At 40.5% G+C, this 26,492-nt stretch carries 22 protein-coding genes; 3 read left to right on the top strand and 19 right to left on the bottom strand.

Translation table 11 applies throughout. The annotated features are described in order from the left end of the window. Positions 1-318 precede the first annotated feature (318 nt). From bioB (BN6559_RS12895) to BN6559_RS12885, 3 genes are all read right to left on the bottom strand, one after another. A complete protein-coding gene (bioB, locus tag BN6559_RS12895; RefSeq protein ID WP_110955099.1) occupies positions 319-1,314 on the bottom strand; it encodes a biotin synthase BioB in 996 nt (331 codons plus the stop codon). An 11-nt stretch (positions 1,315-1,325) separates the two neighbouring features. After that, positions 1,326-2,312 (bottom strand): biotin synthase BioB, encoded by a 987-nt coding sequence (bioB, locus tag BN6559_RS12890; RefSeq protein ID WP_110955098.1) that lies wholly within the window; start codon positions 2,310-2,312, stop codon positions 1,326-1,328. Between the two features lie 194 nt (positions 2,313-2,506). Beyond that, a complete protein-coding gene (locus BN6559_RS12885) occupies positions 2,507-3,448 on the bottom strand; it encodes a helix-turn-helix transcriptional regulator (protein WP_110955097.1) in 942 nt (313 codons plus the stop codon). A 100-nt stretch (positions 3,449-3,548) separates the two neighbouring features. On the opposite strand from BN6559_RS12885, the gene BN6559_RS12880 reads away from it, so the two are divergent. Continuing rightward, the gene (locus tag BN6559_RS12880) at positions 3,549-3,968 is read left to right on the top strand and encodes a pyridoxamine 5'-phosphate oxidase family protein (protein ID WP_110955096.1); all 420 of its coding nucleotides are present in this window, start codon (positions 3,549-3,551) and stop codon (positions 3,966-3,968) included. A gap of 166 nt (positions 3,969-4,134) precedes the next feature. Here the strand turns inward: BN6559_RS12880 and BN6559_RS12875 are convergent, their stop codons facing one another. Both BN6559_RS12875 and BN6559_RS12870 read right to left on the bottom strand, forming a co-directional pair. Beyond that, on the bottom strand, positions 4,135-5,058 hold the full coding sequence (locus BN6559_RS12875) for a LysR family transcriptional regulator (protein WP_110955095.1): 924 nt from the start codon (positions 5,056-5,058) through the stop codon (positions 4,135-4,137). A gap of 67 nt (positions 5,059-5,125) precedes the next feature. Further along, on the bottom strand, positions 5,126-6,265 hold the full coding sequence (locus tag BN6559_RS12870) for a tRNA nucleotidyltransferase/poly(A) polymerase family protein (RefSeq protein ID WP_110955094.1): 1,140 nt from the start codon (positions 6,263-6,265) through the stop codon (positions 5,126-5,128). Between the two features lie 272 nt (positions 6,266-6,537). On the opposite strand from BN6559_RS12870, the gene BN6559_RS12865 reads away from it, so the two are divergent. Together BN6559_RS12865 and BN6559_RS12860 are read left to right on the top strand one after the other, a co-directional pair. After that, positions 6,538-7,005: a PIN domain-containing protein gene (locus BN6559_RS12865; protein ID WP_110955093.1), complete on the top strand. Its 468-nt coding sequence runs from the start codon at positions 6,538-6,540 to the stop codon at positions 7,003-7,005. Between the two features lies 1 nt (position 7,006). Then, positions 7,007-7,207 (top strand): hypothetical protein, encoded by a 201-nt coding sequence (locus BN6559_RS12860; protein WP_110955092.1) that lies wholly within the window; start codon positions 7,007-7,009, stop codon positions 7,205-7,207. 142 nt (positions 7,208-7,349) lie between these two features. On the opposite strand, the gene BN6559_RS12855 is transcribed toward BN6559_RS12860, so the two are convergent. From BN6559_RS12855 to licT, 14 genes are all read right to left on the bottom strand, one after another. Next, on the bottom strand, positions 7,350-8,309 hold the full coding sequence (locus BN6559_RS12855) for a D-2-hydroxyacid dehydrogenase (protein WP_110955091.1): 960 nt from the start codon (positions 8,307-8,309) through the stop codon (positions 7,350-7,352). Between the two features lie 109 nt (positions 8,310-8,418). After that, a complete protein-coding gene (locus tag BN6559_RS12850; RefSeq protein WP_110955090.1) occupies positions 8,419-9,246 on the bottom strand; it encodes a class I fructose-bisphosphate aldolase in 828 nt (275 codons plus the stop codon). A gap of 55 nt (positions 9,247-9,301) precedes the next feature. Next, entirely contained in the window at positions 9,302-10,342 is a 1,041-nt protein-coding gene (locus BN6559_RS12845) for a zinc-binding dehydrogenase (protein WP_110955089.1), read from the bottom strand. A 23-nt stretch (positions 10,343-10,365) separates the two neighbouring features. After that, positions 10,366-11,214 (bottom strand): MurR/RpiR family transcriptional regulator, encoded by an 849-nt coding sequence (locus BN6559_RS12840; protein ID WP_110955088.1) that lies wholly within the window; start codon positions 11,212-11,214, stop codon positions 10,366-10,368. Between the two features lie 171 nt (positions 11,215-11,385). Further along, positions 11,386-12,738, bottom strand: coding sequence for an MFS transporter (locus BN6559_RS12835; protein WP_110955087.1), 1,353 nt, complete (start codon positions 12,736-12,738; stop codon positions 11,386-11,388). A gap of 35 nt (positions 12,739-12,773) precedes the next feature. After that, positions 12,774-14,297, bottom strand: a complete 1,524-nt coding sequence (locus BN6559_RS12830) for a xylulokinase (protein ID WP_110955086.1) — start codon at positions 14,295-14,297, stop codon at positions 12,774-12,776. A gap of 85 nt (positions 14,298-14,382) precedes the next feature. Continuing rightward, positions 14,383-15,147 carry a DeoR/GlpR family DNA-binding transcription regulator gene (locus tag BN6559_RS12825; protein ID WP_110955085.1) on the bottom strand — a complete coding sequence of 255 codons (765 nt, stop codon included), beginning with the start codon at positions 15,145-15,147 and terminating at the stop codon, positions 14,383-14,385. A gap of 416 nt (positions 15,148-15,563) precedes the next feature. Further along, positions 15,564-16,109, bottom strand: coding sequence for a DJ-1 family glyoxalase III (locus BN6559_RS12820; RefSeq protein WP_110955084.1), 546 nt, complete (start codon positions 16,107-16,109; stop codon positions 15,564-15,566). Positions 16,110-16,400: 291 nt separating this feature from the next. Continuing rightward, positions 16,401-18,791, bottom strand: coding sequence for a glycoside hydrolase family 3 protein (locus BN6559_RS12815; RefSeq protein WP_110955083.1), 2,391 nt, complete (start codon positions 18,789-18,791; stop codon positions 16,401-16,403). A gap of 138 nt (positions 18,792-18,929) precedes the next feature. Beyond that, positions 18,930-20,285, bottom strand: a complete 1,356-nt coding sequence (locus BN6559_RS12810; RefSeq protein WP_199883986.1) for a prolyl oligopeptidase family serine peptidase — start codon at positions 20,283-20,285, stop codon at positions 18,930-18,932. 69 nt (positions 20,286-20,354) lie between these two features. Beyond that, a complete protein-coding gene (locus BN6559_RS12805) occupies positions 20,355-22,256 on the bottom strand; it encodes a beta-glucoside-specific PTS transporter subunit IIABC (protein WP_110956401.1) in 1,902 nt (633 codons plus the stop codon). A gap of 73 nt (positions 22,257-22,329) precedes the next feature. Beyond that, positions 22,330-23,856, bottom strand: a complete 1,527-nt coding sequence (locus BN6559_RS12800) for a DUF1593 domain-containing protein (protein ID WP_110955082.1) — start codon at positions 23,854-23,856, stop codon at positions 22,330-22,332. Positions 23,857-23,895: 39 nt separating this feature from the next. Further along, entirely contained in the window at positions 23,896-25,269 is a 1,374-nt protein-coding gene (locus BN6559_RS12795) for a hypothetical protein (protein WP_110955081.1), read from the bottom strand. A gap of 330 nt (positions 25,270-25,599) precedes the next feature. Beyond that, on the bottom strand, positions 25,600-26,436 hold the full coding sequence (gene licT / locus BN6559_RS12790; protein WP_110955080.1) for a BglG family transcription antiterminator LicT: 837 nt from the start codon (positions 26,434-26,436) through the stop codon (positions 25,600-25,602). Positions 26,437-26,492 lie beyond the last annotated feature (56 nt).

Genomic DNA, 26,492 nt, shown 5'->3' with positions numbered 1-26,492 from the left:
TCTTACTTTTTTGGAACAAATTTTAAACAATTGTTCCTATTTAAAAAGTATTATTTAAAATACACACTTACTACATTCTTTGCTTCCAGAAAAAATTCCTGCCACAATTAATGAAATACTCTTTTAAAATCAGTGATTTCTACATTTTATTTTCTGCTCAAATCCATATTCTATTGTTTTTTACGTAAATAACCATAAAATTAGATCGTTTAAAAATCTATTCGTTATGAAACCTATTAAAGTTACTATTATACGGACAAATTTTCATACTCATACTTCCACATATTCCAAAACATATGGAAATATCATTATGTTCGCCTATAATGCCTGCTCTACAATCGGTTTCAATCCCAATTCCCGAATCGTATCAATATCGCGATTCGCACCACGTCCATTGGTGGTCAAATAATTGCCGATCAGCATTCCATTGATGCCTGAAAGAAAACCAAGTGGTACCAGTTCTCCTAATGCTTTTTCACGACCACCCGCATAACGCAAAATTTTTGTAGGCAATATCAATCTAAATATTGCAAACGTCTGCAAAACTTCCATTGGTTTCAAGGGTAAACGGTCTTCAAGTGCAGTTCCTTTTACGGGATTTAAGACATTAATCGGCACAGAGTCCACGTCTAATTCTTTCAGTGCAAACGCCAGCTCTATTCGATTTTCCCAGCTCTCACCTAAGCCGATAATACCACCTGAGCAGACTTCCAATCCTTCAGCTTTAATATGTTTTATTGTATTAACACGTTCATCATAAGTATGTGTCGTACAAATTTGATCAAAATAACTTTTGCTTGTCTCTAGGTTATGATGATAGCGTGTGATCCCAGCTTTTTTCAAAGCTTTGACATGCTCCGGCTCTAAAATTCCAAGTGAGCAACAACGCTCTAAATTTGTTTCTCGCCCAATCCGCTTAATTGCATCGGTAAGTTTAACAAAATCCGAATCCGCTTTCATCCCACACCCAGCCGTTACAACACAAAAACGATATGCGCCATGAGATTCAGCAGCCTTTGCGGCATCTATGATCTGATCTTCCGGCATTAACGGATATCTTTCAAACTCTACTTTATGATGGGCGGATTGTGCACAAAATTTGCAGTTTTCTGAGCAGCCACCTGAACGGGCATTGACGATTTCACAAGTGTCAACTTGATTCCCGGTAAATTTTATTCGCACCTTATTGGCGACCCCCAATAAAATCGGAATATCATCTTCATGAATTTGTGTAAGCTGCAACGCTTCTTCAAGCGTCAGCTGCCCACCATCCAAAACCTTTTTCCCCAAGGAAAAAATCAAATCATAACTCATCGTTTTACCCCCTAATTCATTTCAGGACACAAGCCTGCATCTTTAACCATCATAAAATCTTTTTCTATATCGCGACCACCAAACGTTAAATAATTGCCAACAATTAAACCATTTGCCCCCGCTAACATAACAGCGCCCTGCATATCCCGTAAATTCACTTCGCGCCCTCCTGCCGGGCGTATAATTTTATCGGGTAAAATAAATCGGAAAATAGCAAATGTCTTTAAAATATCCAATACAGATAATGGCTCTTGATATTCTAATAACGTTCCTTTGATCGGATTTAATATATTAATCGGAACAGAATCCACATCTAGCGCGCGCAACGTAAGTGCAAGACTGATCCGATCACTCCAACTCTCGCCCAACCCAATAATACCGCCTGAACAAAGCTCTAATCCAGCTTTTTTCACCGCTGTCAGGGTATCAAATCGTTCCTCATAAGGATGCGTTGTACATATCTGCGGATAAAAGTTTTGACTGGTTTCAAGATTATGTGCATACCTCTTAATACCTATTTTTTTCAAATAAACTGCCTGTTCGTAGTTAATGGTTCCCAAGTTCGCACAAATTTTCATCTTAGATTTCGACAAAATATACTGTAGCATTTGAACAATATAAACAAAATCCGGATCATCTTCCATTCCTTTTCCGCTCGTAACAATACTCGTACGCTCTGCACCAGCTTTAAAAAGTTTTTCTGCAGCGGCAAAAGCTGCCTCTTTTGATATTAAAGAAAATGGCTGAGAATCCGTCTGATAATATACGGATTGAGAGCAGAACTTACAATCTTCTGAACATAAACCTGAACGTGCATTGATTACGCCGCACATATCAACCTTATCCCCTGCAAACTTACTACGGATCTTATTTGCATAAGCCCCAAGTAAGGGAATGTCTTCTGCACAAGTTTCCGCCAAATATAAAGCCTCTTCTTCATTGATTTCTTGTCCAGATAAAACCTTTTCACCAAGCTCAACAATCTCTTTTGCACCCATAAATTGTATCCCTTTCGTTCATCGTTAACTTATTCATCATTAAAAGTTTACCATTTTGTTATTATTGTACCTCGCTCCCCATCGTTTGTAAACCAATTCTATTAAATAAGTTAACCTTTATACTTCGACATGTATACGAAGTACCTTATAGCACCTCAACAAAGTTAATGTTAAGATTGGATGCCAAAACAATATTATATGGTCGTATAATATTGTTTTAGCGCATCAATTCTGGAACAAAGTAAATTCTTAAGTTTGTCTGGTTTTATTGAGATGATGTTTTCGGCATATGCAATCAAGTAATTGGCGATAAAATTTTCTTCGCCCTGATTGTAAAAACCTCTAAGCAAAAACTTTTCTTCCTCCATATAAAGCTGTATAGAAGGATAATGTTCTTTGTGAAATAAATCCACACCTTTTTTAGTTATAACAACTTCAAAATCAATTGCAGCTTGATTTCTGAAAATTTTCACTCCCGCTTTCTTTAATTCATCAATCGTTTTCGTAGCATATTGAAGGGTCTGCTTCATTGAAATGATTTTATCACACCGAAATACTTGGGGCCGATTTGTTGCAAAATTATGTGCAGTTACATACCATTGCCCATATGCAGAGGTAATTTCAAAAAATTGCACGACATATAACGTATCAGCAGATTCTTTTTTATATAAAATTTCACAGCCCTTTTCCTCTATCGCCATTTGTAAAATTTCCTTTAACAACACGCTGCTATTGTGATGTTTTAAAACACCTAAAGTGAGGACTTTTTCCATTTTGTGAACCGCCTCAACTTTTTCCTCTGATAAACACATTTCAAATTTTTCTTTTAATTTTTCCACGTGCAGATGAAATGGGGTTGATTCATATGCACGCAATGTACACATAGAAAAATACAATGCATACATTTCATCTACTGTAAACACGATCGGAGAAAGCAAACGATTGGACAAAATTCCATAGTAACCATTTCTCCCTACCTGCGAATAAATCGGCATTCCAATCTGTTCTAATGATTTGAGATCACGTATTGCCGTACTTTTTGAAATCGCATATTTTCCCATAATATCTTTCAAGTGAAATGAATTTTTGTCATTTAAATACAGCATCATATCATTTAACCGTTCTGATTTTTGCATATGTTCTGACTCCTAGTTTATTATCCTTTTTAAAAGGTATCACAAATTGACACCTTTTCATAGTATCGTATAAATATAAATAAGATAAAGGAGTAATTTTATGGTTACAAAAAATGATTTAACAAGAATTTTAGAAACACAGACAGAAATTGCGCTGGCGACCAGCGTAGAAAATACACCGAATGTTAGAATCGTAAATTTTTATTTTGACAGTACTACCAACCTTTTGTTTTTTGCTACTTTTGGCGATAACGAAAAAGTGAAAGAATTTGAGCAAAATAAAAAAGTTGCTTTTACAACCATCCCGCATCACGGTAATGAACATGTAAAAGCAACAGGGATTGTGAAACAAAGCAAACAAACCATCTTTGACATCGCTGATCATTTCATAGCTAAAATTCCCGACTATAAAGATACCATAGAGCAAGCCGGACAATTTTTAATTTTATTTGAAATTCAATTTGATACAGCCATCGTGACATTAGACTTTGAAAATATCGCTACAATTCAATTGAATTAAATCAATCCAAAAGAGGATGCTGCAATCTTAAGGCAACATCCTCCTTCTTTTTTGACCAAAGCATCTAAAGCCGGGGGACGGTGGTAGAAGCAAAGCCGCATTGCGGGCTTATGCACAAACGTTCAGGCGAAATATATTGCACTGAGAAATCAATTTTACTTATGACCTATTCTTCCACATAAAGCCCATATTCTAAAATTACAGACTTCAATTCATCTAAATAAGCATTCGCTTGTTTACTAAGCTGCGTGCGATGATTGGAAATCCAGCCGATCTGAATATGATCGTCAACGTCTAGCGGTACCGATATAATGTTATCACCATTTAAATCCGCACTGACAATTCCAGTAGAGATTGTATACCCATTCAGCCCAATTAACAGGTTAAATAAAGTCGCCCGATCGCTGACATGAATACTTTTTTTACGAAATACCGTACTCAAAATTTCTTCTGAAAAATAGAAAGAGTTAAACTCGCCCTGTTCGAAAGATAGATATGGATATTCCTGCAAATCTTCCAAGGTTACAACCTTTTGTTTCGCAAGCGGATTTTGCGTACTAATAAAAATATGGGGCTTTGCCGTAAATAATGGATGAAAATCAAGCCGATTTTCCCGTAACAATTTCTCTATCACCCTGCGATTAAATGGATTCTTATACATAATACCGATTTCACTGCGCAAATTTTTGACATCTTCGATAATTTCATAAGTTCGCGTCTCTCTAAGCGTAAATTCATACTCTTCTGCACCGCTTTTCTGAATAAAATTAACAAACGCATTGACGGCAAAAGCATAATGTTGTGTAGAAATAGAACAAAGCTGCCGATACGGCTTTTTGTTCAAGTACCGTTGTTCCAAAAGCCCAACCTGTTCCACAACCTGCCGGGCATAACCAAGAAATTCAGCACCATCCCGCGAAAGTTGAATTCCCTTGGAAGTCCGAATAAATAGATCGATGCCAACTTCATTTTCAAGTTCTTTGACCGCACTAGATAGACTAGGCTGCGTAATATACAGCCTTTTTGCGGCTTCATTAATAGATCCGCAATTTACAATTTCAATAATATATTTTAGCTGCTGCAATGTCATGATCTTGCTCCCCTACATCTTTATGAATGAATAAAAGCTCAAAATCTATAGTTTTTCTCAAAACGCATTATTCAATCGCACGACTTAAATAATTTTTAAGCAGTGCGATTTGTTTTTGTTTCAGCCATTCCCCAATCTCTTTTCCTTTCAACTCCGGAGGAATAGCTTCATCCTTCGGCAGTACCATGACTTTTTTCAAAGGACACAACTGTAAAACATTTAAATTCGTCCCTTTGGTAATCAAATCGAACTCTTCGAGATTAAGCGAACCACGTCTTAGCCTTTGCATGGCATCAAAAATCTTTTCCGGTGTCGCCTTCTCCAATTCAGTTATAAGTTCGTTGACAATACTTGCTGCATTTAACCAATCATTTGGCAATGTCATCGCAGTATTCCATGCAGTAAGTCTTTCCTTATCTAATGTGACGCCGAAGGCTGCAAACCTGATTTTAGCATCTTTCGTTTCATGTGCTACAGCATTTAACTGTGTCATAGCCTTTGCAAAAATAGCTTCGCTTATATTTGCAAGTTCTGCAAATGTAACTGAAAGTAACGCTGTTCTTGCCAAAATCTCAAAAAACATTGCCGGTTTTTGTGCTTCTGATAAAACCTTTCCTAGCTCAGCAACAATTCGTTCTACGGGTTCCTCGGCAAGCTCCTCTTTGGTCGCCGACATAAGCGGAAGCGTTCCCGGGTCCACAGTAAAATTAAACCGCGCAGCTTGTCCGGCAAGGCGTAAAGCACGTATAGGATCATCAGAAAAATGCTCGCTCGTTGCTCTTAGTATTTTTGCCTCGATATCGGCTCTCCCACCATATGGATCGATAATTTCACCCGTCAAAGCATCCTGCGCCATCGAATTCACGGTCGTATCCCGGCGATATAAATCCTCTTCAATCGTAATTTTGGGTTTGGCGGACACTCTAAAACCTTTATACCCTGTACCTACTTTTTTCTCGGTCCGAGCAAAAGCAACCTCGCGCTTAATCCCATCAATCGCTAAAAGAAAAACAGGAAATGATTTACCGCATTCCTGTGCATCGGGAAAAAGCAATTTAAAATTTTTCTTTACCATACCGACTACACTAAAATCAATATCCTTGGGCACTGCTCTCATAAAATGATCACGAACAGAGCCACCAACTCTAAAAACCCGTCCGCCATGTTCAGCGACAATTTCGGCAAACTGCCGTTCTGTTAAACCCATACTATCTATTCCTCTCTACTCCCACTAAAACCATTTGTCTCGTTTTTCATTTCTTTTCTTAAATGCATTATATCATTTCTTTTTCTTTGACAACAACCAACAATACGAAAATGATACTCTACACAAATCAAAAGAAAAACATACAACCTCGCGATATTTCCAATACAATTTTTTCTATACGCATCATTTTATTGACATACAAAATCAAATAGCATATTGTTAAATCAGAAGATTGGATTATGCTAAAAGAAAATATAGGATGAGGTGTTTGCATGGATTTAATAGAAAAACATAGCAAGACGACAAAGTTAAAAATCTATTTGGATAATTGTTGCTTTAATCGACCATTTGATGATCAAACACAATTAAAAATTCATTTGGAAACACAAGCCAAACTCTATGTTCAAGCACAGATACTAAAGCGGGAACTCGATTTTGTCTGGTCCTATATTTTAGAATATGAAAATATGCAGAATCCTTTTGAAATTCGAAGACAATCTATTATTCTTTGGAAAGATATTGCCACTGAAACCGTAATTGAATCCAAAGATATCTTAACATTCGCTGAAACTCTTAAGACAAAAGGTATAAAAACCAAAGATGCCCTGCATATCTCTTGTGCCGTTGCTTCTAAATGTGATTATTACCTTACCACAGATAAAAAGTTATTAAATAAAGATATTTCCGAAATTGATATAATAAATCCTATAGAATTAATAAGCCGATTGGAGGTTGAGTAAGATGAAAACTGATAGTATTATCAAAAATGAAGGTATGAGTATCTTAATTGACAAACTTGGTAAAGTCGATGCAGAACGTTTTATTTCTTTAATTATTAAAGAACCTTTTGATTATACAAAGTGGCAAGATAGCCACTTTAGTAAAGATATAAGTGTTAAAGAATTCAGCAAAAATGCAATGAAAGCAATTAGTAAATTATAAAGGCACCACAAAAATGAATATAAAACGGTCATCAAACCCCCAAAATACTTGAAAAAAGATCAACTTACTAAAATCCGAAGCGAGCTTCGTCAGACAAACGGATTTTTTAACGTAAGTTGATCTTTTTATTTTTCTGTAAAACTCAACCTTTATTTACTACATTGACCGGATCCCCATTGACGAATGCTGTCAGATTGTTCACCGCAATATCCATCAGACGGTTCCGACTTTCCTTTGGCGCCCAAGAGATATGCGGCGTAATGATACAATTTTTCGCCTGCAACAATGGATTATCCCCTTTTATCGGCTCTGTGGAAACGACATCAAGTCCCGCCGCATATACTTTGCCCGAATTTAGTGCTTCCGCCAAATCGGCTTCACAAACTAACGGTCCTCGCGAATTATTGATAATGATAACGCCATCTTTCATTTTTGCAATATTGTCACGATTGATCATACCTTCGGTTGATGGAAATAGCGGACAATGTAGAGCGATAACATCCGCTTGCGCAAACAATGTCTCCAAAGAAACATATTCTGCAATCATCGCCCCAGCCTCATTTTGATGTGCATCATGCGCAATCACTTTCATTCCCAAAGCTTTGGCAATCCGACCTGTTGCTTGGCCAATTCGTCCAAATCCAATAATCCCCATCGTTTTTCCTGCCAATTCAATCAATGGATAGTCCCAAAAGCACCAATCCACATTATGTTCCCACTTACCGGCATAAACAGCCTGACTATGATGTCCTACATGGTGACAAACCTCTAGTAATAACGCAATCGCAAATTGCGCGACAGCATCCGTTCCATACGTAGGAATATTCGTAACGATAATGCCTCTTTCCTTCGCTTCATTTACATCTACAACATTGTATCCAGTCGCTAAAACTCCGATATAACGTATATTCGGGCATGCTGCAAGCGTTGCTTTATCAATCGGCGTCTTATTCACGATTACAGCCTCGGCTTTGGCAATTCGTTCAATGATTTTTTCATGAGGCGTTCTATCATATACCGTAAGTTCCCCTAGCTTTTCAAATCCAGCCCAGCTTAAATCCCCAGGATTTTCTGTATAGCCATCTAAAATTACAATTTTCATATGCGACTCCTTTTCTAAATAAAACAGCGCAACCAAAGCCACAAATATAGAATTTGTCCAAAAGTTACGCTGTTTTCCGTTTCTTATACTTTATGCTTACAACTTATTCTTATTCCGTTTTTTTGGCATCGCTTTCAAGATCATGTAACATTTCAACTGCTTCTTTCACGCTGTAATTTTCATGAATTACACTGCGCAAGGTCTTCACTAATGAAGTAATATCTTTATATTCCCAAACAAATCTGCCGAATGTAACCCCGCCAACACCGACATCCAGTGCTTCCCGCGTCATTTTTATATATTCTTCAGCGGTATTTCCTATGTCACCGCCTTGGATAACAACGCGTGCCGGACACGCTTTCACCACTTTTTCCATACTTTTAGGATCTCCGGTATAGGTCGTTTTAATAATATCCACACCTAATTCAGCGCCTGCTCTGACACAGTAGGCAATGTTCTCCCATTTCGTGCGATCTTCTGGTTGAACCGATTCCCCTTTAGGATACATATGCCCGATGAGCGGCATACCGGCTGCCATACATTGCTTGGACATCAATCCAATATCGCGAAGCTGCTCCGCCTGATGATCTCCAAGCAACATAGCACCAACGGATACTGCATCTGCGCCCATTCTTACACCTTCTTCGACATCACCAAAGCATACATCATACGTAGGCTGCACAGGTGAATAACTCGAGCATTTTAAGAGCAAGGATACTTTACCAACATGTTTTGGAAGACATAATTCTGCAATACCTTTTGTCATTGTAATCGCATCTGGTCCCCCGGCAACAATTTTATCAATGGTTTCCTGAATTGGAATCAACCCATGCATAATACCTCTTGAAATAGAATGATCCACCGTGATCGCCATCATCTTATTACTTTTCGAATTCACAAGTCTGCTCATACGAACTGCTTTACCTAACATCGCCATAATTTCATATCTCCTTTTAATTTAAATTTTTTCTATTAAGCTACAACCTACAACCTCATGGCTCAATCAAAACTTTTAATCCTTCACCACGCTTACAAACTTCATAAGCCTGTTGAAATTCTTCAATTTTGAATGTATGTGTAACAATTTCTTTCAAATTTATTTTTTGATTGATTACCATTTGAGCCGCTTCAAGATAATCTTGACGTTTATAGGCAGTAGATCCATTGACATTGATTTCACCATAATGAATGGTATTTACTTCAATCGTACACTCACCGGTACCGGCAAAACCGGCAAATAAATTCACGGTTCCACCCTTCTTACATAGTTTAATCGTTGAATTTACAATTTGCGGCACACCGATTGCGACCATAATAACATCCACGCCTAAACCATCCGTTTCCTTCCTGATTATTTCCTGCAGAATTTCTTTGGTCGGATCTACAATAAGATCAGCGCCCAGTTTTTCTGCTTTCTCACGTCTGGAGGCAATAGGTTCACTCACAATGACCTTACAAGCGCCCGCAATTTTAGCCAATTGCAAATGCATAAGCCCGATCGGGCCGGCACCTACAATTAATACCGTATCATTAAATCCCGTTCCCGCATTTTTAAGTCCCCGAATACAACATGCAAGAGGTTCGATCAGTGCACCCTCTGCAAAAGAAACATGCGCAGGAAGACGGATCACATTGCCGCTTGCCAAAGCAATTTCAGGAATTAAAACATACTCGGCAAACCCTCCATTGAATTCGTAACCAATCGCCTTTCTATTCATGCAGGCATTCTCTCTGCCATTCAGACAGCTGTTACAAGCATGACAAGGAATCACATTTGCAATTGCAACTTTATTTCCTACAGCAAAGTCACGTACTTCTTTTCCTACTTTTTTAATGACTCCACACATTTCATGTCCGATAACAGAGGGATAACGAACATCCTTCGTCTTCTTTCCTTCTAAAATTCGGATATCTGTTCCACAAATTGCCGCTTTTTTCATTTCTAATAAGATCTCATGATCTCCAATTTCAGGCGTTTCAATCTGCGTTGCTTTGAAATCATTAGGTCCCGCTAAAACAACGGCTCGCATCATAACCTACTCTACCTCCTTTTAAATCAAAACTTATTATCCGATGTAGCCTTCCTGGTTTGTTGAATCGCATTATAGGAATTTTCATAATCTCCTAAAGCAATCATAGCAACCAATGTATCAATCAACGCCAGCTGCGCAATACGAGCTGTCGCAGATTCTGACTTAAAAGCAGTCTCTTTTGTTGCCGTAAACAAAACAATATCAGCAAACTTTAACAATGGTGATTTTCCCTGGTTTGTCATAACAATCGTAGTTGCGCCCTGCTGCTTTGCAAGTTGCATACAATGCACAACATTACGGTTGCTTCCCGAATGAGAAATTCCAATTGCAACATCACCTTTTTCAAGCAAAGAAGCCGACATGGCCTGAATATCCGCATCGCAATGAACAAAACTTTTCATACCAACCTTTAAAAATTTATGCTGTGCATCCAAACCAACCAACGCACTGCCGCCACTGCCGAAAATTTCGATACGTTTCGCTTGCACAATCTCTCTCGCTGCACATTTGACCATTTCAATATCCAAGACCGCTAACGTATCCTTTAGCACGGCAATTTCGGAAAAAAAGATTTTTTGGCAAATTTCTTCCGGCGTATCTTCACGATCAAGCTCAGGATCTAAAATTTTATTCGCAGGAACAATATCCCTTGCCATATTGATTTTAAAATCCTGATACCCTTTGTAACCAATACTTCTGCAAAAACGAATGACCGATGCATCACTTGTATGAACTTTTTCCGCTAACTCCGTAATGGTATAATTTAAAACTTCCTTATAATTTTCCAAAACATACAATGCAATCTTTTTTTCTGAATTCGTAAAAAAATTTAATTGATTTTTAATTTTTATAAAACAGGACTGATTTGTCATAATATTTTCCTCTATCTTAAGCTTTTATTTTAATTACAGTATAATCTTTCTGAAAATTATTTTCAATTTATTTTTATATTTTTGTAAAAAAACTTCAAAAGAAGGTAAAAATATATTGCGCAACGATTAAAGCTGCGACAGTTCAGTCCCATTTCTATTATTTATTTTAATCTATGCTTCATTAACAGGTTCATCAAGTGTCAACAATATGACAAAAGCCAATGCTGCAGCCAGTCCAAAATAGATAAATACATTGGTAAACGAATTAAACTGATCCAAAAGCAATCCCGCGATCATGGGTGAAAAGAAACCACCTAAATTGCCGCCTGTATTGACCAGTGAAATGGCAACAGGATATGTGCTGCCTGATGACATTCCCATCGGATAAGCCGTAAAAGCAGGCCAACCGACATTAATTAAAAAACCTGTCATAAATAAGGCAAATGCTACTGCATTCGGATCATTGGGAATATTAATTAACACAGCCATCATAATCGCCGTTGATAAGGTCGTGATGATCATCGTCGGTTTACGCCGTTTCAGAAAAACCTTATCAGAAAGCCAGCCACCCACAATCGATCCAATAAATCCACCGATCCAGGGCGCAGCGGCAACCAGCCCCATTTTCATGAAGGAGAAACCTTTCTCTTTTACTAAATAAGATGGAATCCACGTTAATAATCCATAAAGAACACTTACCATTAAAAAATACGCAATGCATATGCCCCATATATTTCGCGACTTAAATACCTGCAGATTGGTATCCAAAATCGCCACTTTTTTTGCCCGAATAAAAGAATCAATCCAGCCAAGGCTTCTTTTTACTGTATTTTCAACTTTTTCAGTAAGTGCAAGATCTGACTCGCGAATATATGCTAACTCGCTTTCTGATACATGCTCACTTTTTTCTGGGCTAGATTTTACAAAAAGATACCAAATCACCGCCATGACAAGCCCCGGTATTGCAAACCAGAAAAAAACACTTCTCCAACCATACTCTAGTGCGATCCAAACTACGAGCGGCGGCACAAGAATTGGCGCAAACATCGTTGAGGCAATGTAAAGGCCTGTTGCTGTTCCCTTTTCCTTTGCGGGAAACCAATTGTTAATTGTTGATACACAACCAACTGGCGTAGGGCCTTCGCTGACCCCTAACAAAAACCGATAGACTTTAATCATAAATGGTGAAGAAGCCGTCCCGATGAGATATGTGCACAAAGAAAATCCTAAAATAGACAACGAAACCAAGCCTCGTGTTCCAAATTTACTGAAGAAAAATCCCGCTGGAATCTGCGATGCAGCGTATCCTAAGAAGAACGTACTTGCCAGCGCACCAGCTTCAAAATTACTTAAACCAAAGTCTTCTGAAATAAAAGGGAGTACAACACCGATATTCGTCCGATCCATATAATTTATCGCATAGGTCACAAAAATGATCCCCATGATAACCCAGCGAAAATGCGTTTTTAATTGCACCGTTTGAGCAGCCGTATTTATTTTCGAATCATTTGAAATTTCAGACATTTTAAATTCCTCCAAATTACTTTTGTTCGCTCTCATCAAACAGATTTCGGAATTTCACCATTGAGAAAATCATATTGTTTTCTCATCAGCTCTTTTAAATTTGGATATAACTGACGATAAATAGAACTATGTTTATCAAAAAAAGTTACATTATCAGCATCTGCTTCAACCACTCTCCCATAACTTTCAATACATGGAACATCTTCGATTTCCGTATAAATTCCTGCTGCCATTGCACCGAGCATCGCGGCTCCATACGCTGCCGTATTACTTGATTCAATCGTCCGAATCTGCGTATTCAACACGTCAGCCCTAAGCTGGATTGCCAATGCACTCTTTGAAGCACCACCGACACATTTTATATACTCGGGAGAAATATCCCAGCGATCGCTGCCGATTTTATAAATCTGTTGCATCCCATAAGCAACGCCTTCATAAACCGCACGTACGATATCCGCTTTACAAGTATTGATATTGAGACCAAAGAACATACCACATGCGCGTGTATCGAATACCGGACTTCTTTCACCGCATAAATAAGGAAGAAAAACCAATCCATTTGCCCCCCGCGGCGACGATCGTGCAAGACTTTCCAAATCTTCCTCGGATGAAAAATCCGAAAAGACATTTTTCATTACCCATTTAATCGAAGCACCTGCCGTACTCATTGCACCATTCGATAACCATAAGCCTGGAATTACATGGCCTCGGTTCATAAATGCCGGACTAAAGTTAGGCGTATTTAAGCAAAACGTGATGACCTCAGAAGTTCCCATACTTTGAAAAACATTGCCATGTTGATTTACTCCTAGGGCAAAACTCGTCGCTGCAGTATCTGCAGCACCGATCGCAACCGGAATTCCCTCTCGCAATCCTAATAACTCGGCAACTGCTTTCTTTAAACCGCCAACCTTGCCGAATGATTGTAATATCTCCGGCAAATAATCGTCATCAATATCAAAAATTTCTAAAAATTTAGGTTCCCAAACATACGGATTTCTGACTCTCATTAAACCTGAGTAGGAAGAAACCGTCGGATCTACCGCAATATTTCCTGTAAGCTGCGCGCCTAAATACGTATTTAAAAAGCCAAATTTAACCGTTTCATTCCAAGTATTTGGTTCATTACTTCGTATCCAATTGATCGTTGCCGCCACGCAAGTAGACGGACTCGGATTATTTCCAACTCTGGCAAAATACATATTACTGCCGCCAAACTTTTCAACCCCTTGCTCAACTTCTTTGATACTTCGATTATCAAGATAAACGATCCCTGGACGAATTGCCCGCAAATCCCGATCTAGGAAAATTAAAGTGGGTGAAGTTACACTTAGACCAATTGCTTGTACTTGGTCTTCGACATCCACGACAATCTCCTTGATTGTCTTCAGCAAATTTCGGAAAAGAAGTTCTACATCGATTTCAGCCTGATCATTGGTAGGGTTTAAGACATCCACAGGAAAAGACAGCTCTCTGATTAACTTCCCCTGTACAGTAAACAAACTTGTTTTTACGCTGCTAGTACCTGCATCAATGCCTAACAACATGCCTTCTTTCACGCATTGTCACCTCTCTTACTATTTTACCGTTTCCTACCTTATAAAGAATACAGCCCCTTATGATTTCAGTCTTTTCACCCGTGATTTACACAACAATTACTTTAATGCCTTTCTCTTCAAAAGACCTTTTAAGATTTGGCGATATTCCTGCGTCCGTAATTAACACATCCACAAGATCCGCCGGACATATACTGACAAGACCGTCAGCCTTGAATTTGCTGCTATCTGCGATACACATAATCTGAATGCTAATTTCAAGCATTTTTTTTCTAAGCCCTAAGGACTCTATTTCATGCTTCGTCAATCCACTCTTTAAAGAAAATCCAATTGCCCCCATTACACAGATTTGTGCATGCATGCTTTTTAAAAATTCTTCGCCTAGTCCGTCATAAAGATTACATGTCCCTTGCTTCAGTACGCCGCCAGTCATAATCACAATGACATTCTCTCTATTACGCAATTCATAAGCAATTTCAATACTGTCTGTAATGACGCGCAATGCTTTTTGGGGATAAAGATTTCGTGCCACTTCCAATGTAGTTGTGCCGGCATCTAAAATGATGCATCCTGCATCACGAATAAGTTCAGCAGCTTTTTTCCCAATTTTAATTTTTTCTTCATGCCTTTCAACAGCACGTTTACTTAAACCTGTATCCAAGGCTAGATTAGAATTGGTTGTACTGGCGCCACCTCGCGTGCGAACAATCAAACCTTCTTCTTCTAATTCAATCAACCCCCGCCGTACCGTTGATAAAGAAATCGTAAGATTTTCCGCCAAATCTGCTGCAGATATAAACTCTGCCTCGGTAATCATATTTAATATTTCCTGCTTGCGTGCTGCTGGTATCATTCTTATCGCTCCTCCTTCCACCTGAAAATTTGACCCCCGCTTGCCAATAGCCTCCCTGCATCCTATGACAACCCCTTGAAAAGCTTTTCAGATGGATATATTCTTCATATCAATTCATTTTCCTTCTAAACTGTTCATTATTTTTTAACTATTTTCAATTTAATTCACATTAAACTTCATTTATATTCAAAACATTTCTAAATTATTCATTAAATTCCTTTCCCACAAATAATCCTCCATGCATTTTAATACATCGTCCGAGTGCCAAAATTTTTGGCTCCATTATAGTCGTTCTTTTCTTAAATGCATTATATCATTTCTTTTTCTTTGACAACAACTGTTCAATTCATACAAAAAGCCGGTACTATTTAAGCCATACAAAACTTAAATAGTACCGGCTATACTTATATAGTTAACTAATCAATGATCATTTGTTTTCTTAACTTCTCCGCTATTTCACGACTTTTTAATAGTTCAACAAGCGTTAAAGCAAAATCCAAGGAAGTTCCCGGACCGCGTGAAGTAATAATTTTTCCATCGATGATCGTACGATTTGCGCTGCTCACATTTGCCCCTTGCAATGCATCTTCACAGCCAGGATAACAAGTCGCAGATTTTCCTTTTAAAATACCAAGCCTACCTAATACAGTCGGTGCAGCACAAATTGCAGCGACCCATTTTCCTTGCGCTGCTGCGGTCACTAATTTTTCATTTAGACCAGCATGCTGATCTAAATTTTTTGTACCCTGTCCACCGCCCGGCAGTATCAACATTTCTGCATCAGTATACGCCACATTTTCATACAAGGTATCGGCTAATACCGTAATTCCATGTGCCCCATGCACTTCTTTTCGACCCATGATAGAAACTGTCTGAACCTCAACCTCTGCCCTGCGTAAAACGTCAATCACACTAATCGCTTCAATCTCTTCAAAACCATCTGCTAAATGAATCAATACCATATGCGCAAACCTCCTATTATTATAGTAAAATGATCATCAAAATGATCATTAAGACTTAACTTGCTTGGATATAATACTACGACCATCTCTAAACAATTCCCTGCTTTTTTCCTTGCTCAAATGATAAATATAAAATAAATTTAACTTTTACACCCAAACAACGCATCATATAGTTCATCGGCTTCTTTCAACCAGAACACTTTGAACATAGACTAATTCTGCTCCCGTATCCAATGAGTCTTCACGATGTCACGTACATGAGCGAGGAAACTACCTACCAGAAATCAAATTTTATTTTGCTTTAAGCACCGGCACGTCATATTTTGCAGTTCTTTCATCATGTATGACTCCCTTCCAATCCATACCGTAAGCAAAGTCATAGCTGTGACCTTCACTGTCTTTATAGCACACCATATCCCGCGGTACATCTTCCTGTTGTGTTTCTACGGTAATCATATCCTTCGGCTGCTGCATTGGCAAAAGACCCTGCGGCTCGGCTTTTCCGGTAAGGATATCAAAATACGCTTGATCACTAACACTGAATCCCATAAGAATGGCATCCGAAAGAGGCTCAATCTCACTGAAGATCATCGGCTTCATCGCTTTGACCAACGTAATGACCGGCATATTTTTGCCAGCTTCTGCAACACAAGCACGACCATAAACTACACCATCAAGATCATGTGCATTAATAGTACGTGCCATTTTTCCATAATAAGACCTATTTTCACCCGTATCTCCAGCAATCGAAGTCTTGCGCACAGCAGCGGAGTCTGCCGTGTATTTAGCATATTGCAAAGAAATTGGAATATAGCCCTCATCATCAGCATAACCAAGACCATCAAAATTGTTGCCCTCCGGCGTCGGCGTATCAACTATAGCCAGTACGGCATCACATTTTGCAACTTCCGCCGGATTGAGACGCACAATATCCTGCACAGCCGCCATCGGGTTGCCATCCTTATCCTTGGCACTAAGTGAAGGAATATCGTCCGTCACAACATTGAAATACTGCTGCGCAACGGCAAGATTCACTGGCAGACTCCAATTCGCCGCGCTATAAGTTCCAAAACGTTTATTAACAATCACCGGGCGATACACCATCGGAATGTACACTGTTGCTTTCTTTACTTCTTGATCAGCTGTTGCGTGAATCACCCCCTCCTTATTCTTGAGCATGACAATGGATTTGAGCTGCGCATCATAGCCTGCCGCCGAATCTGCTGCATTGCCGACAGTCTCTACACTCTGCTGTATATCAAGATACGGATTTTCAAACAAACCAATTTGGAAAATATTGCGCAAGAGCCGCGTAGCGGATGTGCGGAAACGCTTCTGCATAAAGGCTTCACCATATTCTTTTACCCCCATCGCATAGGCATCGAGCACTGGCTGCTTTGCATTGTTACCACCGAATTGATCGACGCCAGCTATAAGAGCTTTATAGTGACGCTGCGCTTCCGTATCCCCATCTTCAACGCCCCATGCCGTAGAAAGACCAGTTAACCCCTCACCCGGTGAATGCGTGACAGCCCAATCCGTACAGATAACACCATCATACTTATATGTATTGCGCAAAAGATCCAATTTATATTTGCTATACGCACTGCCGACTTTTTCCCCCAATGAACCATCATCGGACCAGGCAATCGAGTACGATGACATTACGGCACTTGGCACTTTTGTCTTGCCATCGAGTTTTAGTCCCCCTTCAACAAACGGGATCAGCTGTGTCTGAAAATCATTGCCTGGATAAACCGCATATTTTCCATACTTCGAATGTGCTTCGCGGCCGCCTTCACCGACACCATCACCTGGCCAATGCTTCATCATAACATTGATGCTATTCTTGCCCCAGCCAAGGTCTTTCCCTACTGTGTTCAGTGTAGACTGTGCACCATCAATCGAGGCCCGGGCCATATCTCTGGAAAGTGCCGGATCTTCACCGAATGTACCATAAAACCGTGGCCAACGCGGATCGGTTGCCAGGTCAATCTGCGGAGAAAGACCTGTACCTATGCCCATAGCGCGGTATTCCTTCGCATAAACCTGAGCAAAATGTTTTGCAATTGATGGATCAAAGGTTGCCGCGAGCCCCAGGTTACTTGGCCATCGGGATACACCACCGGTCGTTCCCTTGAGATACACACCATCGCCGCGTGCATCATTGCGCGGGTCGGAGCTTGTGTTGACCGGAATTGCAAATGGCTGCGCTTCTGCATAGGCCTGCATTGCATTGTTCCATTTTGCCGTAGTTTCAACGCTTGCCCCGGTATCCGCATTCAGTACGGTGCGCACGTTATCCTGACTCAACATTTTTTTCTGCTCATCATTGAGTTCCGGCTGTAAATTACGCTGATGCATACTATAGAGCATAAGACCGGCAATCTGATCGATACTAATTTGCCGAGAAAGATCTTCGGCACGCTGCTGCGGCGTAAGACGCCAATCCTCAAATTCATCGAGCTTGCCATTACGGTTCATATCTTTAAATACGTTTCCATCCACTGTCAAAAGCTTCACCCCGGAATTTTTCGAATATCCAATTTCCGGTCCATTCACATTTTTGACAAATTCATAACCGTCTGCATGTACTTTCACAACCGGTGTCTTAGTAGCCTCTCCCTGCACGCCGCCAAGGGCTAAAGCAATTGTAAGCGCCAATGCCGCTGTTTTTTTCATGAAATCCACTCCTTTTTTCAGAATTATTTGTCTTTTTATGCTATCAGGAGTATAGCGTCAACGCCATACTCCTGCATTTTATTTATTTTTTATTACATTTCCATTTGAGGCAATCCATGCTCATCTTTGTAAAAGCTGCTATTTTTTCTGTGCTGCAAGCCAATCCATAAGTTTCACCGTCTTCCCACCGATGGTAGTCTCACATTGATCATTGTACACATAAATCCATGACCAATGTCCAGGATATTCATATGCTGAGCCATCTGCTTTTTTATACAATCCTGTCTGATCAATCACATTGTCAAAAAAACTGAACTGAACATTCGTCGCACCGGCTGCCTGCAAACGTTGGAAGGTCGGCACGACATAGTCTTTTGGTGGAAGCGTTGTATCTGTCTTCGCTGCAGTAAACCAGATTGGAGTCTTCTTGAATGCCTCGATATCTGCGTCGCTGATTAATTTATCCGCCAGACCTTCACAAGTTGGGAAAGCAGCTGCAAAATACTCCGGATAATCACGAATCATGAGCATCGTCATATAACCACCATTGGAATCCCCACCAATATAAATACGACTTTTATCAACATTTGGATGTTCAGCGACATAAGCCTCAATGAGCTGCATAAGGCTTTCTTCATAGATGGATGTCCCATCGCCAAAATCCTTATAACCATGCATCCAGTAGGTACGTGCCTGCGGTACAAGTACATAAGCACCGCCAAAATGCGACTGCAGAGAATCATCCGCGAACATATTCGCCTTATTTGCCGAAATTGGAATTGAAGGACTATCGGTTCCGCCCTCGCCCATACCATGAAGCCAGATAATAAGCGGATGTTTTTCGTTGTCTTTCGGCTCATAGCTTGCATAGCCATAGGACAACCGGCCAAACATCTTATGTGCATAATTGAATTTATCGACGCTCGGACGTATATTCCCCTTATTATGATCAATCACCAGCTCCTTTACCGAACCGGCATCTTTCATCTGTGTAATCGTATATTCCGGTTTTACCCAGTTATTAAAAAAACTATTTACGTCGAAATTAAGTGCCGATCCAATGGCAATATCCGGGCCAACCTTCATCTCAATCGTCACATAGCGTCCTCTGTTAGCAGCTTTGCCTTCAGCATCGGATACATAAGTCTTCGTGACCTCACGATATCCTTCAAGATCACTGTCTTTCTGCGCTTCTGATCCTAAAGAAATCTTGTTTTTTGCCTGCATAGCCTGCTTTGGTGTCGTTGCGCCTTCCGCTAAAACACGCTTCGCGTAGACTTTGAAGGTTCCATTATCCACTGCATTTGCAGAGACACCCTCCCCTAGATCAACGATAACCTTGGAAACTGCTGCCCCCCAGTCATAGACCTCCGTAACTGTACGATACGAAGGTGTTGCTTTGGCGGCCGCTTCAACGGATACACCCGAAACACATAACATCCCAGCTATAAGCACACTGGCTATACCTGCATGAAAAATTTTTTTACAATTCACTTTGCATTTCTCCCTCTGAAAAAAGCCAAAGAGGACAACGCTCGTGCCCTGCCCCAGCATTTCTTTATTTTATACAACGACTGTAATCAACTTTTCCTCTTCTTTAATTATCTTTTCCTCTGTTGGAACGATATCAAGATATTGTGCATGATTCGTCACTAAAATCGGCGTAACGACCGAATATCCTGCATCCTTAATTTTTTCCACATCAAATTCGATCAGTGTCTGGCCTTTTTTTACATGTTCACCTTGCTTCGTTTTAACCGTAAAATATTTACCTTCAAGCTTCACCGTATCAATGCCGATATGTACGAGAAGTTCTGTGCCCTTTTCCGTAATCAACCCAAGTGCATGCCCAGTCGGGAAAAGAGTAACAATCGTACAATCCGCCGGAGCAACTATACGCCCCTCGGACGGATCAATCGCAACGCCCTTGCCAAGTACCCCCGAAGAAAATGTTTCGTCCGGTACTTTCTCCAGCGGTACAATGTGTCCTGCAACCGGTGCCTTAATGCTTTCCCAATTTACAACCTGACCTTTTCCCTCTGCAGGAACCGTTGATTGTTCCGTTTTCTCATCACGATAAATGGGAAAGGTCATCACAAATCCGGCAATAAAGGAAATAGCCGACGCAAGAATACCATAATACATCCCACTGACATCATTCGTTGTCGTATCAATAAAGCAAGGATAGCCGAAAATACCAAGACCACCAAAAACAAAAAGCTTTACACCGAAAAACGCGATGACGGCACCGCCAATCGCTGCACCGATGCAGCTGATAATAAAGTATTTCTTGCGCGGCAGCGTTACACCATAAATGGCGGGTTCCGTTACACCAAAAATACCAGAAATAAATGCCGGCGCTGCCAAAGCTTTGAGTTTTTTATCTTTCGTGCGCAGCATAATTGCAAGTACGACACCAATCTGTGCGAAAGTAGCACCAAAATACGTAACAATCACCGGATCAAACCCCATAACTGATACGTTGTTCAGCATAATTGGCACAAGCCCCCAATGCAGGCCAAACATAACAAAGACCTGCCACAAACCACCAATAAAAATTCCGGCAAGAACCGGACTGAGATTGAAGATGCCTGTTGCAGCTGCACCAACAAGCTGTCCTGCCCAAGTTGACACTGGACCAATTACGATGAAAGTCAGTGGAATAACGACGAGCAGCGTGCAGAACGGAACCATGAATCCTTTCACCACTGTCGGCATAACTTTAGCGATCGCACGTTCAATCTTTGCCCCAAAATAAACCGCGATGATGATAGGAATTACACTCGATGCATAATTCATAAGAATGACCGGGATACCAAGAAATTCAATCTTGATCTGGGAAGCAAGCAATGTTCCGCCCAGCACTTCATACAGGGTCTGCCCTTTCATAATAGCTGAAAGGGTTGGATAAACGAGTGCTGCACCTACAGCCATGGCGGTGAACTCACTCATCTTAAACTTGCGTGCGGCCGTAAGGCCAAGAAAAACCGGTAAAAAATAGAAGAATCCGTCACCGACTGTCGTCAATACTTGGTATGTGCCGCCTTTGGCATCAACAACCGACAAAGCCACAAGCAAAGCGGTAAATCCCTTGACCATACCACTGGCCGCCAATACACCAAGAACCGGCGTAAAGATACCGGATATCGTGTCTATGAATCTGTCGAGCAGACTTAAATCCTTCCCCTGTGCTTCGCCGGCTCCCGCACTGCCCGAAATTCCGGAAATCTCCAGAACTGTATCATAGACATCACCAACTGCATTGCCAATGACAACCTGATACTGCCCGCCGCTTTGCACTACTGTGACAACACCATCTATATTCTTTAGGACTTCAGTATTCGCCTTGCTTTCATCATGCAATTTGAAACGCAACCGCGTAATGCAGTGTGCAAGCGATATAACGTTTTTTTCTCCACCAACGTTCTTTACGATGGCCTTTGCTAACTCCTCGTACTTTTTCATAAATATTCCTCCAAAAATGATTTTTGAAGGTTTGGCCAACTTAATGTCACCATCCAAAGAACTGATTTTTCTCCTACTCAACCGTCATGATTACCCTAGCATAACGAGTAATCGGCGGCTTCCCGCTATCTGTTATTTCTAGAATAATGTGAATGGTCTCACCCTTTATGGCATTTTCAGGTATCATAAGGCTTGCCTCTTCTCCCTTTCCTTTGATCGCAACAGGTGCACGATATGATCCGGCTTCCTCATATGGATACCACTTATAGTTCAACGTGTCTCCATCCGGATCGCTGGCTGAGGCATGCAGCGTGACTTTTTCCCCGGGCTTCACCTTGATGTCAAGACCTTCCTGAATCTTAATTTCCTGCGGTGCATGATTCGCGTTTTGGTAATCATGCATCGTCCATTTTACACGTGCAGCAAAATCATTCTGAATGGCATCAATCCATCGCGTCTGCGAATAGTATTTATCCAACTTTTTCGTATGCGGATTGTAGTCAAAAGAACCTTCATTATCCTCCCAAAGATTCTTGGTAGAAACCGACGGCGAAAGTCTACCGCTCCAGCCGCCATAGGTTGGACTTTCAATAGAACGCAGACCATTATTGATAAGATATAGGAAGGACGGAGAATCTCCTTCAGATATCAGGTCATATTTTCCGTAACCGTTTTTCGTGGCTTCTTCCATCGAACCAAATTTGTCCTCCGGATCGCCTGCAAGCTTATGCCCATCGCCATAGGTCATATAGCCGCCAATAAGCGGTCCTTTCAGTATATTCTCTTTCATCCATTCACCGCGGAAGTATTTTTGCTGTACCTCCGGTACGGTTTTCGGCCATATATAGGCCAGACTGCCAAACTGCCAGCTGTTGTAATAAACCTTGATATCCGGCCATTTAACAGCAATATAGGTTTTATATGTATCATCTTGATCCATGATATTATACAGGACAGCTTTTTTACTGATCTTCTGATACATCCCGTCCCACTCCGCCGTCCCCTTATAATCATCTTCGATAGATTTCAAAGCTCTGGCAAACGTATTAGCACCGCCCCAGGTTTGAAAATAAATTGGCGTTTCATCCTCAGAAAGAAGCGCCTCTTTTATGAAATTCGAGCCCTCGGTATCGTAATTCATCTCACCCTCAAAATCAATATTGCCCACACGAACCAGACTTTGCAGCTTATCCGGCGACGGATAATTTTTATCGTGCTGTAAAAGCGTCGGATAAACCGTGCGATATTGATCAATATATTCTTTAATCCAATCTGTTCCACACCAACGAAGATCAGTGTGCCAACCCGGATGATATGATTTGACAATATCCATATGGGTAGTAAACTGCGTTCCCCTGCCGTCCCCCTTGTAATGCCACATAGAACTGGTATAAATGATACCTCTTACATCCAGATCATTCGTATAGAGCAAAAATCTTAAGAACGAATCCATATCATCAACCTCGCCATCCGTCATGACGATCGTTCTTGGCTTTACATCATTCGGCGCTTGACTTGCAAGACTGACAACTGAGCTAAACATCATCGTTCCTAAAGCCATCATGCCAAATACAACTTTTGTAAGTTTTTTCAGCTTCATACAAAGCATCTCCCTTTATGGTTTTCTTCTACTCCTTCATCAGAAGAAGAACTGTGTCTGGAAGCGGAACATGTCATCTCTCTCACCGGTATCAATTTCTCTTGCCCAAGTATAGAAGGTATCAAAGAGTACATTTTTTGCCGGTACCCAGCTTACGCCAAGGCGGATGAAACGTTCATTGAGTCCGCACCAGTCTGTAACCGTTGGCCAGCTGAGCGCCGGTTCATAGCGATAAGTAGTGGTAATGCCATAAGAACCGGGAGCTTGCAGGTTGGCACCCTTATACTGCAGTTGCAGCCAGCGGCCCGGCTGTTTCGTCTTGGTGCCTGCAACCACGTTATTGTCATCTCGTTTTGCGTTGCTGTCAATGAGACCCACACGAACATTCCAGTTGTCGTCAAATTTGTGGCGTGCATGGGCATAGTAATAGAATACACGCCCTTGATCAGGATCTTGGTAACGGCTGGCCATAGCGGAGGTCCAAGCAACACCGAAATTAATGTCATTTTTTTCGTCAAACGGATAGAAGGAGCGCAAACTGGTAACTTGTTGATACTTCCGGTCCCCACCCATGGCATCATCCCAAAGATCCATCTTACCCGTGGTGAAATAGGTCTTGAAATCTTTTTTACCATAATCCAGCTGCACACCGGAGAAATCGCAGTCGATATCCATGCCCCAACCGTAAACGTTCCATTCATTCCACTTGCCGACTTTAAGTCCGAGAGCATTGTCTGCCATGCGACCAGTCACATAGGTATCCATAGTGGTACCGGTCATATTTTCATTTGGCGAAAGAGATTTCAATTCATCAAAGCCGCTGAAAGAATTACGATAGCCAAGATCGGTATGTACTTGCCAATTATCATCGACCTTATACGTCGTCTGAACCTGCACATGAACCATATTTGCCCGGGTCGTCCTTTTCGTCTCCTTTAGGAAGTGATCGTTGCGCAAGCGGGCATAGCCATTGATAGAAAGTTTATCCGCCAAAGCTGCTGCTCTCTTGAGACTCTCTTTTTCTTCTTCCGTAAAGGTCGTGCCATTCACCTCATTTTCAGCCTTTTCCAACTCCGCATTGTCGAGCTTCGATAACATCTGTACCTTTTTGATGTCATAATAATATTCTTTATTTAATTTCTGAATCGTATCCTGCTCACCAGCTGTGAATGCCTTGAGATTCTGCATGGCATCATCTACAACCAAGGCCATTTCCATGCGGCTCATAATACGGCCTTGTGGTATCGGTTCGGTGTAGCCATTTACATGTCCTGTAGCAATTAGCCCATTGACGGCTTCATAAGACCAGTCGCCAGTGGGTACTTCTTGGAAAAACCCCGGTGCGGCCTCGGCTTGTAAGCTGCCACAAAAAATCACGGTACAAAGGCCCAATGCTGCTAACTCTTTTTTCATTGTTTTCCCTCCAAAATTGTAAATTTGATGATTCAAATCTTGAAGGTTTGGCCAACTTAATGTCACCATCCAAACGATAGAACTAAAATGCCTTAAAAGTGGACAAACAAAAATTGACTACACCGAGAACAGGTTTTTAAAACCCATTCTCACGGTGTAGCCAACCTAATGTCACCATCCCACTTATTGATTTGAATTATACAAGACCAAGCAAAATATGTCAAGACTATTTTGAATTTTCTATTAACTATTTTCAAACCGTCCTCAAAATTATATTTTGAGAACAATCGATAAAACAATAGACTTTTTATTCTTTTCATCTTGGTAAACTCAATTTGTTCTTATTACCTTAGCGATATGAATCATCAGATAAAATTTTTCATCTGCACTCACCTGATATTTGTACTTCATCTGAATGAACGTATCGATTTTTTGCACACACCGATACGCTGCCACGTATTTTTTCTGAAAGAGTTTTTCTATTTCTTCATCAACTTCAGCAACAATTTCTTTTTCTGTAAACATACGTTTTGCAAAAAATTTCAAATGCGTAATAAAACGATAATATTGTAGAGACTCTACATCAAATTCCACTGCGCAGGTATGCCGCACAATATTCGTAATTTCCTGTATCAATTTCGTTATATGATCAGCCATTGGTATATCGCTATCAATTTGCGCATCCACAATATGTAATGCAATAAAGCCAATCTCATCAACGGGCAATTCCAAACCAAATTTTTGATTCAGCATCCCTAACGCCTTTTCCCCGATTGCATATTCATCTCGATAAAAGCGTTTGATTTCCCAATCCATCATATTTTTGACAACAGCACCTTCTCTAAAACGTGTAACTGCCATATGCAAGTGATCGGTAAGTGATATGTAGACACAATCATTAAGTTTTTTTTGTAATTTTTTCTCCGCCATCTCAATAATCTCACTTGATATCTCCATGTATTCCAATGAAAGATTCTGAACAAGCTGCTCAAACCGCCGAAAAATTTCTTGATTAGAAAGCGTATATATTTTATCAATTGCCGTGCTTGGCACATCGTCGCCACAGCGCTTTTTAAATGCAATGCCTCGCCCCATCGCTACAATTTCCTGTGCCTTTTCATTTTCAGTGATAATGACATTATTGTTGAGTATCTTTTTTATTATCATGGCAGCCACCTCTCGCTTACATGCAACTCTCTCTTTTTAGACACAAAAATACCGAA

This window comes from Massilibacillus massiliensis (assembly GCF_900086705.1).
Lineage (GTDB): Bacteria > Bacillota > Negativicutes > FLKF01 > FLKF01 > Massilibacillus > Massilibacillus massiliensis.
The sequence above is the reverse complement of the archived record's forward strand: the minus strand, read 5'-3'. Positions and strand labels throughout refer to the sequence as shown.